14 protein-coding genes and 2 pseudogenes are annotated in these 12,077 nt (G+C 60.3%); 6 read left to right on the top strand and 10 right to left on the bottom strand.

The features are described 5' to 3' along the window. Positions 1-209: 209 nt before the first annotated feature. Both E4O97_RS03695 and E4O97_RS03690 read right to left on the bottom strand, forming a co-directional pair. Positions 210-581, bottom strand: a pseudogene (locus E4O97_RS03695) (nicotinamidase); the annotation flags it as partial. Positions 582-708: 127 nt separating this feature from the next. Next, positions 709-1,482, bottom strand: a complete 774-nt coding sequence (locus E4O97_RS03690; protein ID WP_032876342.1) for an L-iditol 2-dehydrogenase — start codon at positions 1,480-1,482, stop codon at positions 709-711. A 242-nt stretch (positions 1,483-1,724) separates the two neighbouring features. On the opposite strand from E4O97_RS03690, the gene E4O97_RS03685 reads away from it, so the two are divergent. Continuing rightward, on the top strand, positions 1,725-2,672 hold the full coding sequence (locus E4O97_RS03685; protein WP_248160853.1) for an AraC family transcriptional regulator: 948 nt from the start codon (positions 1,725-1,727) through the stop codon (positions 2,670-2,672). On the opposite strand, the gene E4O97_RS03680 is transcribed toward E4O97_RS03685, so the two are convergent. Further along, positions 2,666-3,466: an aminoglycoside phosphotransferase family protein gene (locus E4O97_RS03680; RefSeq protein WP_005787606.1), complete on the bottom strand. Its 801-nt coding sequence runs from the start codon at positions 3,464-3,466 to the stop codon at positions 2,666-2,668. The two genes, E4O97_RS03685 and E4O97_RS03680, sit on opposite strands and share 7 nt — an antisense overlap. Positions 3,467-3,674: 208 nt before the next feature. Here E4O97_RS03680 and E4O97_RS03675 point away from each other — a divergent pair, with 208 nt between their 5' ends. Continuing rightward, positions 3,675-4,625, top strand: coding sequence for a nucleoside-specific channel-forming protein Tsx (locus tag E4O97_RS03675; protein WP_005787604.1), 951 nt, complete (start codon positions 3,675-3,677; stop codon positions 4,623-4,625). A 14-nt stretch (positions 4,626-4,639) separates the two neighbouring features. Beyond that, positions 4,640-5,671 (top strand): purine nucleoside permease, encoded by a 1,032-nt coding sequence (locus E4O97_RS03670; protein WP_032876345.1) that lies wholly within the window; start codon positions 4,640-4,642, stop codon positions 5,669-5,671. Between the two features lie 47 nt (positions 5,672-5,718). Here E4O97_RS03670 and E4O97_RS03665 read toward each other — a convergent pair whose 3' ends face one another. The 6 genes from E4O97_RS03665 to E4O97_RS03640 all read right to left on the bottom strand — a co-directional run bounded on the left by E4O97_RS03665 (position 5,719) and on the right by E4O97_RS03640 (position 9,050). Further along, a complete protein-coding gene (locus E4O97_RS03665) occupies positions 5,719-6,678 on the bottom strand; it encodes a zinc-binding alcohol dehydrogenase family protein (RefSeq protein WP_032876348.1) in 960 nt (319 codons plus the stop codon). Positions 6,679-6,706: 28 nt separating this feature from the next. Then, complete coding sequence (locus tag E4O97_RS03660; protein ID WP_005787598.1) at positions 6,707-6,880, bottom strand: DUF1427 family protein; 174 nt, start codon at positions 6,878-6,880, stop codon at positions 6,707-6,709. A 69-nt stretch (positions 6,881-6,949) separates the two neighbouring features. Next, entirely contained in the window at positions 6,950-7,726 is a 777-nt protein-coding gene (locus E4O97_RS03655; RefSeq protein ID WP_248160852.1) for a helix-turn-helix transcriptional regulator, read from the bottom strand. A gap of 115 nt (positions 7,727-7,841) precedes the next feature. Beyond that, positions 7,842-8,012, bottom strand: coding sequence for a metallothionein (locus E4O97_RS03650; protein ID WP_032803483.1), 171 nt, complete (start codon positions 8,010-8,012; stop codon positions 7,842-7,844). An 89-nt stretch (positions 8,013-8,101) separates the two neighbouring features. Next, positions 8,102-8,557: a DMT family transporter gene (locus tag E4O97_RS03645; RefSeq protein ID WP_032876352.1), complete on the bottom strand. Its 456-nt coding sequence runs from the start codon at positions 8,555-8,557 to the stop codon at positions 8,102-8,104. 4 nt (positions 8,558-8,561) lie between these two features. Next, positions 8,562-9,050 (bottom strand): DMT family transporter, encoded by a 489-nt coding sequence (locus E4O97_RS03640; RefSeq protein ID WP_216091210.1) that lies wholly within the window; start codon positions 9,048-9,050, stop codon positions 8,562-8,564. Between the two features lie 117 nt (positions 9,051-9,167). Here E4O97_RS03640 and E4O97_RS03635 point away from each other — a divergent pair, with 117 nt between their 5' ends. The 3 genes and pseudogenes from E4O97_RS03635 to E4O97_RS03625 form a co-directional block, all read left to right on the top strand. Beyond that, positions 9,168-10,100: a LysR family transcriptional regulator gene (locus E4O97_RS03635; protein ID WP_248160851.1), complete on the top strand. Its 933-nt coding sequence runs from the start codon at positions 9,168-9,170 to the stop codon at positions 10,098-10,100. A 140-nt stretch (positions 10,101-10,240) separates the two neighbouring features. Further along, positions 10,241-10,600 (top strand): type II toxin-antitoxin system prevent-host-death family antitoxin, encoded by a 360-nt coding sequence (locus E4O97_RS03630; protein ID WP_248090394.1) that lies wholly within the window; start codon positions 10,241-10,243, stop codon positions 10,598-10,600. Then, positions 10,597-10,695 (top strand): annotated as a pseudogene (locus tag E4O97_RS03625) (PIN domain nuclease); the annotation flags it as partial. The gene E4O97_RS03630 and the pseudogene E4O97_RS03625, both read left to right, overlap by 4 nt. A gap of 47 nt (positions 10,696-10,742) precedes the next feature. On the opposite strand, the gene E4O97_RS03620 reads toward E4O97_RS03625, so the two are convergent. Continuing rightward, on the bottom strand, positions 10,743-12,065 hold the full coding sequence (locus E4O97_RS03620) for an Nramp family divalent metal transporter (RefSeq protein WP_078821083.1): 1,323 nt from the start codon (positions 12,063-12,065) through the stop codon (positions 10,743-10,745). Between the last annotated feature and the right edge of the window lie 12 nt (positions 12,066-12,077).

The following is a 12,077-nucleotide window of genomic DNA, read 5'->3' as shown; positions in this document are numbered from 1 at the left end:
AAAACGTTACGCAATGAGTTTGCAAGGTGTCTAAAGAATCCGGGGCGATTCAGTACAATTTGACGATTGTGATCTATCGCACTTTTGAAAGATGACATTCTGGACTCCCGTCTGATGAAGAGAGATTGAATGCCAAGAGTCTTCATGTCAATGAACTGTCAACAGAGTAAGTTACGTGGTGCTGTCAATTTCTCATTGTTACATGGTGAGCAGGCGCCATAAGGGTGCAGGTCGGGTTCGACGCCCTTCCAGATGAAGTAGTCATAGTCATAAGGCGCTGGCAGTTCGTCGAGCAACGTGAAGCCTTCGGTACCCGGCACGCAGTGGCTGACCCAGGTGACATCGGCGTGGGCAAGGCCAGTGGGCTGCAACATCTGGCTGTGCTGCGCGACCACCCAAGGGGCGTGCGGGGTGTGGGCGTCCTTGCTGCCGATGCGATGACCGGCGAGACTGGCCATGTAGTTGAGTTCGGCGCCAATGCGGTCGCCACCGACCACCGGCAATTCGTTGGGGCACAAAGGCGTGAAGCTTTTCTGCGCGTCGACGTCGAATGAAGCGATGGCGGTTTTCGCAAGGGTCATGGTGATTCTCCGGTGGCAGGCCCCAGGTGACGGAGTGTCAGTCACTTTATAGATGGCTGGCAACACCGCCATGGGTACAAGTCGAATCGTCGCACCGCCCCTCCCATGTTTTTAACGGTGCATGGCTTCAGTTCATCCAGTTGCCGCCATCCACGTTGTAGGTCTGGGCCACCACATAGTCGGCTTCCTTCGACGCAAGGAAGATCGCCATTCCAGTCAGATCTTGCGCCGTGCCCATGCGCCCGAACGGTACCTCATCCCCTACCCGCTTTTTCTTCTCGCCAGGTGCCAGCCCCTCATGCCTGGCAAACAGTGCATCAACTGCGTCCCAGTGCTCGCCGTCCACTACGCCCGGAGCGATGGCATTGACGTTGATGCCCTGCTTGATCAGGTTCAACCCCGCCGATTGCGTCAGGCTGATCACCGCCGCCTTGGTCGCACAATAGACGGCTACCAACGGCTCACCCCGCCGTCCGGCCTGGCTGGCCATGTTGATGATCTTGCCGCCATGGCCCTGGCTGATCATCTGCCGGGCCGCGGCTTGTAGCGTGAACAGGGTGCCGGCGACGTTGATCGAGAACAGCCGCTCAAAGCTGTCGCGGGTAATGTCGATAATAGGTGCCAGGTCGAACAGCGCAGCATTGTTGATCAGGATATCCAGCTTGCCGGCATGGGCCACGACCGCGGCGATGGCGGCGTCGATGCAAGCTTGATCGGTGACGTCCATCGCCACGGCGTAAGCCTGGGGGCCCAATTCGGCGGCGGTGGCCTGGGCGCGTTGCAGGTTGATGTCGGCAATGGCAACGGTAGCGCCTTCAGCAATATAGGCCTGGGCAAATGCTCGGCCGATACCCCGCGCCGATCCGGTGATCAACGCGCTTTTACCTTCGAGTCGTTTCATCGCGGTGTCCTGTAAAAATGAGTTCGGGTCGCCGGCACATTGCACCTGTTGTATTTGTGGGCGTGCCTCGATTACAGCAGCTCGGCCTGGCCCTCACAAACGACTGGCGACTGCGCGGCTGATACTTTTTTAACCTCAAGCCCAGGATCAAAAAAGTACCAGTGCAAGGCAAAACCGGGGTAGCACACTGATTGCCGGTGCGCGTATTTTGAGTCCATTGCACAACGACAAGAGGCAGCACCATGCCCATCAGCCGCGCCAGCCCGTTCGAGCACCGCCCTGCGGAGCTTGAAGTGATCCTGCCCGAACCGGAGCATGGTTTTCGCTGGTTCGAACATGACTATCCCTATGAGCTGGCGCGCTGGAACCACCACCCCGAGTTCGAGATTCACCTGATCCGCCAGGGCAGCGGCAAGCTGGTGGCGGGCGACTATATTGGTGCGTTCAGCGCCGGTCATGTCGCGTTGATCGGTCCTGACCTGCCCCACGACTGGATCGGCGACCTGGCGCCGGGCGAATACCTGAGCGGCCGCGACGTGGTGCTGCAGTTCGACGGCGCCGCCCTCCTCGCCCTGCGCACCACCCTGCCTGAGCTCGGCGATCTACAACCGTTGTTTGAACGGGCGCGATGCGGTCTTGAATTCAGCGGCGAAGCAGCAACAAGTGCGGCACGGCTGATGGAGGCCATCGGCAGCGCCCATGGCCTGCAACGCCTGACCCTGTTCCTGCAGCTGCTCGACACCCTGAAGAACGCCTCGCCCACACAGGCCAAGACCCTGGCCAGCCCGTACTACGCACCCACCCTGGATGCGCGCAGTGCCGATCGCATCAACAAAGCCTTCGATTACCTGATGCGCGAACTGACCGGCGACGTGCGCCTATCGGACATTGCGCGGCAATTGGAGATGAGCGAGCCGGGCTTCTCGCGTTTTTTCAAGCGCAACACCGGCCACGGTTTTATCGACCTGATGCGCAAGTTCCGCGTGCAACGTGCCTGCCGGTTGTTGTTGCAAAGCCAGATGTCGGTGGCGGATATCTGTTTTGAAGTGGGCTACGCCAACCTGTCCAATTTCAACCGCCACTTTCGCATCGAAATGCACCAGACGCCGAGCGAATACCGGCGGCAGACTGCACTGCATTTATTCAACCCCATCGCCAATCAACCACCACGCGCCAAGCTCACCTATTGACCCAGTGCCTGTTGCGCCAGGCAAGCCACCCGCAACTCAGCCTCGGCGCGCTCGCGTTCCTGATCTTCCAGAAACCAGGCGGCGGACAGCCCAGCGTGAGCCACCACCCATTGCAGCAGACGCGTGCGCGACAGCCCCGCCGCCTGCGTAATCACCTCGACCTGGCGGCTGAAACGCTGCGGGTCGCTAGCAGTAGGCAAATCCGGATTGCAGATCAGGTTGACGTAATCGTAGCCGCGCTCACCCACCACCCGTTTTGGATCAATCGCCAGCCAACCCCGAGGGCCGAAGTCGAGAATATTGTTGTGATGGATATCTCCGTGCAGCACCACCCTATCCTGTTGCGCCGCCAACAAGGTACGGGCCATCGCCGCGCAATCGCGTAGCACGCCACCTTCGCGCTCGGCGGCGTTCCACAAGGCATTGAACCATTCATCCAGTCCAAGCAAACCCTCGGGCGGCGATGCGCGGGGCGCATGCAGTCGGGCCACGGTAGCGCAGGCGATCTGGCTGGCTTCGTCGTCCTGGCCATTGAGGGCCATGCGCATCAAGGAACCTGGCCCAGTGGCGCGCTCCATCAATACTGCGGTGTGGTCATGGGCAAACACCTGAGCCGCGCCGTCGCCTGCCCACCAACTCAACAAACGACCGCCAAGCTTTTCTTCCGAGGTATGGGCAATTTTCAACATCGCCGCCATGCCTTGCCAGCGCACCGGCAAAAGGTGACTGCCAGGCGTAACGATAGGCTCGCCATCGGCACTCAAGCTCCAGGCGCGCAGATAGTGATCGAACATATGAGTGCTCCAGTGGGTGGGCACAGGATGACATGTAACCCGCAGGTTTTCTGACCAAAGCGTCGGCTAATTCGCGTTTTTTCCAAACAGTTCAAGCCATTGACACAAGTTGGTACAGCCTGTGCAAACGTTTGCGGAACGAACTTGGCTGCCAAGTTCAGCCCTACCCGATGAATCGGGCTAAACCGTGTACGAATAAGGACTTTCAATGCATCCCACCTCTAAGCCTCGTGCTTGCCTTGGTGTTTCCCTGCTACTGGCCGCCGTTACGGGAGTACTCAGTGGCCCCATTTTGGCGCAACAAAAGCCCGTCGATGATTCAGCCCAGGGCGAAACCCTAAGCCCTGAGGCCAGCCCACCGGCGAAAAAAGGCGTTTACCTGTCGGAGTGGTTCAACCAGGACCTGACGCTGATCGGCAGCAAAGACATCAGCTTCGGCCCCAAGCCTCAGGACGATGTCTACCTGGAATACGAATACTTCGGCCGCAAGGGGCCCTTTGAGCTGTATGGCTACATCGACGTGCCGAAGATCCTCACCATCGGTAACAGTAATGACAAAGGTGTATGGGACCATGGCTCGCCGGTATTCATGGAGCATGAACCGCGGATCTCCATCGACTACCTCGCAGGGCGCAGCCTGGCGATCGGCCCGTTCAAGGAGTGGTATGTGGCCTTTGACTGGATTTACGATCACGGCAGCCATAAGGAAAACCGCGCCAACACCCTGTACAGCGGCCTGGGCACCGATATCGACACCCACTCGCGGGTCAACCTGTCGGCCAACTTTTATGGCCGCTACCAGTGGGAAAACTACGGCGCCAGCAATGAATATTCCTGGGATGGCTACCGCGCGCAGATGAAGTACATCGTGCCGATCGGCAAGTTCGACAACGGTGCTTCGCTGACCTATATCGGCTTTACCAACTACGACTTCGGCTCGGACCTGCACAAGGACAACCCGGCGCGCACCGCCAATTCCCTGGTGGCTACCAACGTGTTGCTGTACGCGTTCACCCACCTGCGCTTTACCCTGGTGGGTCGCTACTTTCACAACGGTGGCAACTGGGAAGACGGCAGCGAGTTGAATTTCGGCGAAGGCAACTTCCGCGCCCGCTCTGATGGCTGGGGTTACTACGCCGGCGTGGGTTACCAATTCTGATCAAGGAGCTGTACATGAACGCACTGACTCGTATCTCGCTGGCCGTCGGCCTCGCTCTGCTGCCCCACGTAGTGCTGGCGGATAACCCCGCACCGATCAAGCCCAAGGTGATGTTGATCACCATGTTCGCCCCCGAGGCGCAAACCTGGATCGACCGCCTGGAACTCAAGCAGGAAGTACGCGTGCCAGGGCTGTCTGCCGAATACCCAGTGATTCGCTGCAACACCCAGGACGTGTGCCTGCTGGTAACCGGCATGGGCCAGACCAACGCCGCTGCGTCGACCCTGGCCCTGGCCTTGTCGCCCAAATTCGACCTGCGCCAGAGCTATTTCCTGATTGCCGGTATCGCCGGTATCAGCCCCAAGCACGGCACCATCGGCACCGCCGCCTGGGCCCATTACCTGGTGGAGTTCGGCACCCAGTGGGAGCTGGATTCACGGGATGCGCCCAAGGACTGGCCGACCGGTTATATCGGCATCAACACCAAGGGGCCCAACGAAAAGCCACCGCTGGACTACAAGACCGAAGTATTCGAGCTCAACCCCAAGCTGCAAGCCAAGGCGTTTGCCTTGTCGCACAAGGTGGAGCTGACCGAGAGCAAAGAATCCGCCGCCTGGCGCAAGCACTATCCCGACGCCCCGGCCAACCAGCCGCCGCAAGTCACGCGCTGCGACACGCTGGCGGGCAATACCTGGTTTTCCGGCACCCGCCTGAGCGAACGCGCCGAAGTCTGGACCAAGTTGCTCACCGACAATAAAGGCGAATACTGCACCACCCAGCAGGAGGACAACTCCACTTATGAAGCCCTGCTACGCGCCAGCCGTGAAGGTCTGGTGGATATCCAGCGCCTGGCCGTAGTGCGCGCAGGCTCCGATTTTGATCGGCCTTATCCGGGTTACAGCGAGGTCGACAACTTGCTCAAGTATGCGGACCAGGGCGGCTTTGTACCGGCACTGGAAAACCTGTACCGCACGGGCAACCCGCTGGTGCAGGCGATTGTGAAGCAGTGGTCGGCGTGGGAAAAAGGCGTACCCGAGGTCGAGTAAAGATCTGAAGTGGGAGGGGCTTACCCCCTCCCACATTTGAGGCGATGTCACGGCAGCAGGATGAATTTGTCCGGGCTGCCGCTGTTCACTTGCTCATAACACTCAACTCCATCAGCCAACGCCACTTCGCGCAGGCCGGTGGGCAACGGCAACAACCCCTCATCAAAGAACCGCCCGAACGCCCCTAACATCACCGCACATTGCTCACAGCTATAGAGCAACGAATTGACGCCTACCACCGTCCCCCCCTTGCGATACAGCGCCAGAGCCGGCAGTTGCACGTGGCCGTCGACCGGCGCGGCAATGATTGCGATACGGCCGAAAGGCGCCAACCCCGCCACTGCAGCGGGCAGCCAGAAACCGCTGGTATCGAAGATCACCTCGGCGCCGCCCTTGAACACGGCGTGCACTTGTACGCCCAGTTCCTGCGGTTGGCCCAGGGCAATCGCCTCCACGCCTTGCGCCTGTAAGACATCCACCTGATCAGGGCGACGCACCGCTGCCAGCACCTGCGCACCACGAAGCTTCGCCAGTGCCAACGCCGCGCTGCCAACGGCACCATTGGCGCCGATCACCAGCAACCGCGTGCCCTTGCCCACACCACTGCGTTCCAGCGCATCCCAGGCCGTGGTATACGGCACGCCAAGGCTCGCAGCCTGGGTGAAGCTCAAGTGACCGGGCTTGGGCACCACGCCTGTGGCCAATACCCGAAGGTATTGGGCATGGGAGCCGTCAGCAAAAAAGCCCAGGTCGCGACCGGTGCCCCAGACTTCCTGACCGAGCAAGGCTGGCGGACCTTCGACCACCACCCCGGCAAAATCACGCCCGGGAATGCGCGGCAGCGTGGTGTAGGGAAACCGGCCGAGTACGTTTTTCACATCGCTGGGGTTCAGACCGGCGGCTTTGACCTGGACCAGCACTTCATCGGCAGACGGTACGGGCGTGGCAACATCGACCAGGCGCAGGTCGGCGAGGTCGCCACTGGCGCTAAATTGTAGTGCTTTCATTAAAGGCATCCGTCGAAGAAGAAAAGGCTCAGGACAACCAACCGCTGACCAACTGCCGCCCCATGGGCCACAACTGTTCGCCGAGCAGCATGCCCATCAGCCCCACCAGAGCAATGGCCGGCGGTGCGGGCGAACGGAAGCCCAGCGCGCCGTAGATCACGCCGACAAACAGGCCGATGGCCAAGGAAATCAGATAGTTCATGGTGACTACGCCCGGTTGATTGATGGGCTCAGCTTAAGGTGCGACTGGCTTCGACATCGGCCAAGTGCTTCAGGATTTCGGCCAACCCGCGTACTGCGAAGGCGATACACCCAGTTCACGGCGGAACATGTCGCTGAAACTGCTGGGCGAATACCCCAGGCCGCGGGCAATGCCGCTCACCGACTGGCCCTGGACCAGCTCCGCGGCTGCCGTCGCCAACTGCACCTGGCGCCGCCACTCGGCAAAGCCCATGCCCAAGTGGTTCTGGAACAGTCGCGCCAGGGTGCGCACGCTGGCGCCCGCAGCCTCGGCGTGCTGCTCGAAGGGGATTTCCAGAGAGGGCGCAGCCATGACCGCCTGGCATACACTGCTTAGCCGACGATCAGTCGCCACCGGCATGGCGATGCGAATTGGGGAGCGACGTGCGCGTTGCAGCTCAAGCAGGGCCAGGCCGACGACCGCCTCGTAGTAGCCGGCATCGCCGTGATCGCCTTGTTCAACCAACGTCACGATCAATTCGCGCAACAACCGGCCTACTTCGATGACCTGCACCTGGCTGTCAAGCGTCGCCGCCAATGCCGGACGCAGGTAGATATTGCGCATCTGCAAGTCGGAGACAACACGGATGCCGTGTTCGACTCCCGGCGGCAACCACACGGCGCGCTGCGGCGCAACTATCAGGGCTTCACGGGGCGTCTCGACCCACATCACACCGCTCATGGCATAGAGCAGTTGGCCCCATTCGTGGCTATGGGGCTCCACGTACAACCCACGTGGATAGGTGCGCGCCAACGGCTGCACAGGGACGGCGTGATTACTGAGGTCGGGCGGCGCGGCCAGGGCCATGGCGGGTACACATTAATCGAAGACAGGTGAGCATGGTAAAGACTCACCGCCGACAAGCGAACTGTTTTTACTCACCCGGCAGGCCCGGGTTGTCCGAGCCTGCAGGTAGATCACGTCAGGTGCGGGCCGACTTGGCGCATTCGCAGCCGGTCGCGGCGGCGCAGGGCTCACCGTGGGCATGATGCTCGGCACAGCCCTGGCAGCAATAGCCCTTACCGTCCTTCATGATCGCATCGGCACCCAGTACGCATTTGCAATGTGGGCAAGCACAGGTTTTATCTGGCATGGTCAGACTCCTTCTTCATGGTCGTCCCGGTGCAGCGAACGCCACACCTTAAGCAGTGACTCCACGCAGAGCGCCAAGGTTCAGCGCCGTCAGTCGGCCGCCCGGGTATTGCTGCGGTACATGAACACCAGTGCCAGCGCCAGGCACAGCATCGCCACGATGCGGCTGCCCGACAATTCGATCGCCGGGTTGCCCAGCCAGCCAAAGTTGTCGATCAGCATGCCCATGCCCAATTGCCCGACAATCACCGCCACCGTGGCGACCGCCGTGCCAACCACAGGCACCGCGCCGACCATCACAAGCATGTACACCACACCGAACAAGGCGCCGGTCAATTGCCATTTCGGCACGTCCAGCAGGCTGACGGCCTGAGCCGGCTCGAAGAAAAATATCAACAACGCCGTGGTGAGTGCACCAACGGCAAAAGTCAGCAGGCTGCTGCGCAATACCCCAACCGTCTGGCCCAGGCGCCCATTGATCGCGGCCTGCACACTCAACACCGCCCCTGCCGCAATCACCACCACCAATAACAGAATCAGATTCATCGTCTTACCCTCGTGCAATCAGGACCAATGCCGCCACAATCAACGCCAGCGCAATCCAGCGTTCGCCATTGACGCGCTTGCGCGCCGTGCCGAACCAACCGAAGTGGTCGATCAATACACTCTTGCCCACCTGGCCGGACAGGATCGCAATCATGGTCATGGCGATACCGATGTGGGGCGTGGCTAGGGTCAGCACCACCACATACATCGGCCCCAGGAACCCACCAATCAACTGCCAGCGCGGCAGTTGGGTAAATGCCGGGCCCTGCTGCGGGCCGCTGAACAGCAGCAGTAGAAGGAGAATCGCGGTGCCGACGCCGAAGATGCTCAAGGTCGCCCACAAATGCCCGACCTGCGCGCCCAATGGCCCGAGCAGGCCAGCCTCCACCGACAGGCCCATGCCCGCCAGGATCACCAACGGCAACAACAGCAACCGCAGAAAATTTTTGTTAGGTCTGGCCTGCGCCACACCTTCAATAGAACGTGCCTGCATGGATCACCTGCGCATCAACAAAGAAAACATGGCGCGCATTATCCGGTGGCCGTCCTGTGCGATAAATGGGAGCATGCAAACAACACCTTTGCGCAATACGCACAGCCAGGAGAGATGATGCGGGGTTTGAATGAGCTGAGTTTCAAGGCGCTGCGCCTGTTCGTCGCCGTGCTCGACCATGGCAGTTTTTCCGAAGTGGCCCGCCGAGAAAGCCTGGCGCCCTCCTCCATTTCGCGGCAGATTCAACTGATGGAACAGGCCCTCGGCCAGCAATTGCTGTACCGCCACACCCGCGCCGTAAGCCCCACCGAAGCCGGGCGCCTGCTGGGGCGTCACGCGCGGCTGGTATTGGAGCAGCTGGAAACGGCGAACCAAGCCCTGCAGGAACAAGACAGTGAGCCCAGCGGGCTGGTGCGTATCAATGCGCCGATGGTATTCGGCCAGCGCCACCTTTCACCGTGGTTGGGGCAACTGTGCCGGCGTTACCCGAAGCTGCAACTGGATATCCAGCAAACCGATACCTTCGTCGACCCACTGCAAGACGGCACTGACCTGCTGTTTCGCATTGGCGTGCTCAATGATTCGGGTATGCAGGCACGCATCTTCGCGCCCCAGCGCTTTCGCATCGCCGCCAGCCCCACCTACCTGGCGCAACACGGCACGCCGCGCCACCCCGACGAACTGGTCGACCACCACTGCCTGGCCTACAAAGGCATCACGGGCCAGCAACGCTGGTTCTTCCGGCGCGGCCAAAGTGACTGGACCTCCTACAGCGTCAAGGGCCCGATCACCGGCAACCACGCCGACACCCTGACCCACGCCGCCGAACAGGGCCTGGGCCTGGTGGTGTTTCCGTCCTGGCTGATTGGCGAAAGCCTGCGCGCCGGCAGTTTGCAGGCTGTGCTGACTGAATATGAAGTGGCGACCACCCTGGAGCCCCAGCAGATTGCCGCACTGTGGCCGGGCAGCCGGAGATTGTCGTTGAAAGTGCGTACGGTGATCGACTATTTCGTGGAGTGTTTTGGGACGGTGCCGTATTGGGATCGGTAAGTGAAGCCGCCCTTGCTGATGGTGCCACCGAGGGAAAATTCCTCGGAAGAAAAGTAGGCCCGTTCTGATTTTACGGGCCAGTATTTCTGGATACCGATCGCTGGGGCAGACTTTGGTTTGTGCTTTCTTGGAGATATGCCATGGATGTCGTGTATTACAAACCATCACGCGCGGAACGAGCAGCTTTGGCCGGTGGTCGAGCCGTCTTTGATAGCTCACGTAGTTTTGGCTATATTTGGCCAAAACACGGGGAAGACAACATGATTACCGTTCCTCTGGGTGAGGCAAAAAACAACCTGTCCAAATTGGTCGACGATGCCGCCGCCGGTAAAATCATCACCATTGCCAAGCATGGGCGCGCAATGGCACAGCTGGTGCCCGTGGGTAAATCCAACGGACAGCGGATTGGCGCAATGAAGGGAAAGCTGGTCATCCCTGAAGATTTCGACGCGCCACTACCTAGCGATTTACTGGATGCATTCGAGGGCAACCACTCGTGAGACTGTTGCTGGATACCCATATTCTGCTGTGGGCGCTCAACGATGACCCCAGACTATCCAGCAAAGCTCACAAGCTGATTGAAAATGCCGCAGACTCATTGGCAATGTTGGTGTAGGCCTGGATTCCAGCGGCCCTATATCATCAATCCAACAACCACTGCCCAATCAACCACGCATTCGCCCCACTGATCACCGCGAACAGGAACCACGCCAACAGCCGCGTGGGCAATCGATTGACGAACGGCCCCATCAACTGCTTGTCACCGGTCATGCGAATCAGTGGATACAGCGCGAACGGCAACTGCAGGCTGAGTACCACCTGGCTGAGAATCAGCAGCTTGCCGATGGCATCGTCGCCCATCAGCCATACCCCAAGGAACGCCGGGATCAACGCCAGTCCGCGAGTGATCAGGCGGCGTTGCCAGCAGGGTATGCGCAGGTTCAGGTAGCCCTCCATGATCACTTGCCCGGCAATGGTGCCGGTAAAGGTCGAACTCTGCCCAGACGCCAGCAACGCGATACCGAACAGGATGCTGGCGAAGGCGCCACCTACCAGTGGGTCGAGCAGATGATAGGCGTCCTGGATTTCCACCACATCGGTATGGCCCGTCTTGTAGAACGCCGCAGCGGCCAGCACCAGGATCGCTGCGTTGACCAACAGTGCCAGAGCCAGGGAACCGATGGTGTCGATACGCGCCAGCTTGACCGCGTCCTGCTTGCTCGCCAGGTCCTTGCCGATCAGGCGCGTCTGCACGATGGAGGTGTGCAGGTAGAGGTTATGGGGCATGACCGTGGCGCCAAGGATGCCGATCGCCAGGTACAACGGCGCCGCGTCGCTGATCGCCGACAGTGAAGGCGTGAAACCGCTGAGCACGTCCGGCCAGTAGGGTTTGATCAGCACCAGTTCGATAAAGAAGCACACGCCGATGGTCGCCACCAGCGCCAGCATGATCGCTTCAAGGCGCCGGAAACCGCGGTTTTGCAGGGCCAGGATCAACAGCGTGTCGAAGGCGGTGATGACAATGCCAGTGGTCAGCGACACGCCAAGCAGCAGGTGAAACGCCAGGGCGCAACCGAGCACTTCGGCAAGATCGGTGGCGATGATGGAGATTTCCGCCAGCAGCCATTGGGTACGTGAGGAGCGCTTGCTGTAGCGCTCGCGGCACAGTTGCGCCAGGTCCTTGCCGGTGGCGATGCCCAGCCGTGAGCACAGGCACTGCACCGCCATCCCCGCAAGGCTGGCCAGCAGCACCACAAATAGCAGGCTGTAGCCGTAGCGTGAACCGGCTTCAATGGCGGTCGCCCAATTGCCCGGGTCCATGTAGCCAATGGAGATCAACAAGCCGGGGCCGGCGAACATCAACATGCGTTTGAAAAAGGACGCCTTGGGGTCAACGGCAACAGAGCCGGCCACTTCCGGCGGGCAGAACGGAGCGGTAGCGATTTTCGGCAGGTTGAATTTCACGCGCAATTCCAG

This window comes from Pseudomonas sp. W15Feb34 (genome assembly GCF_023127765.1).
Taxonomy (GTDB): Bacteria; Pseudomonadota; Gammaproteobacteria; order Pseudomonadales; family Pseudomonadaceae; genus Aquipseudomonas; species Aquipseudomonas synxantha_A.
Note: the sequence above shows the minus strand (reverse complement) of the source record. Positions and strands in the feature narration are given on the sequence as shown.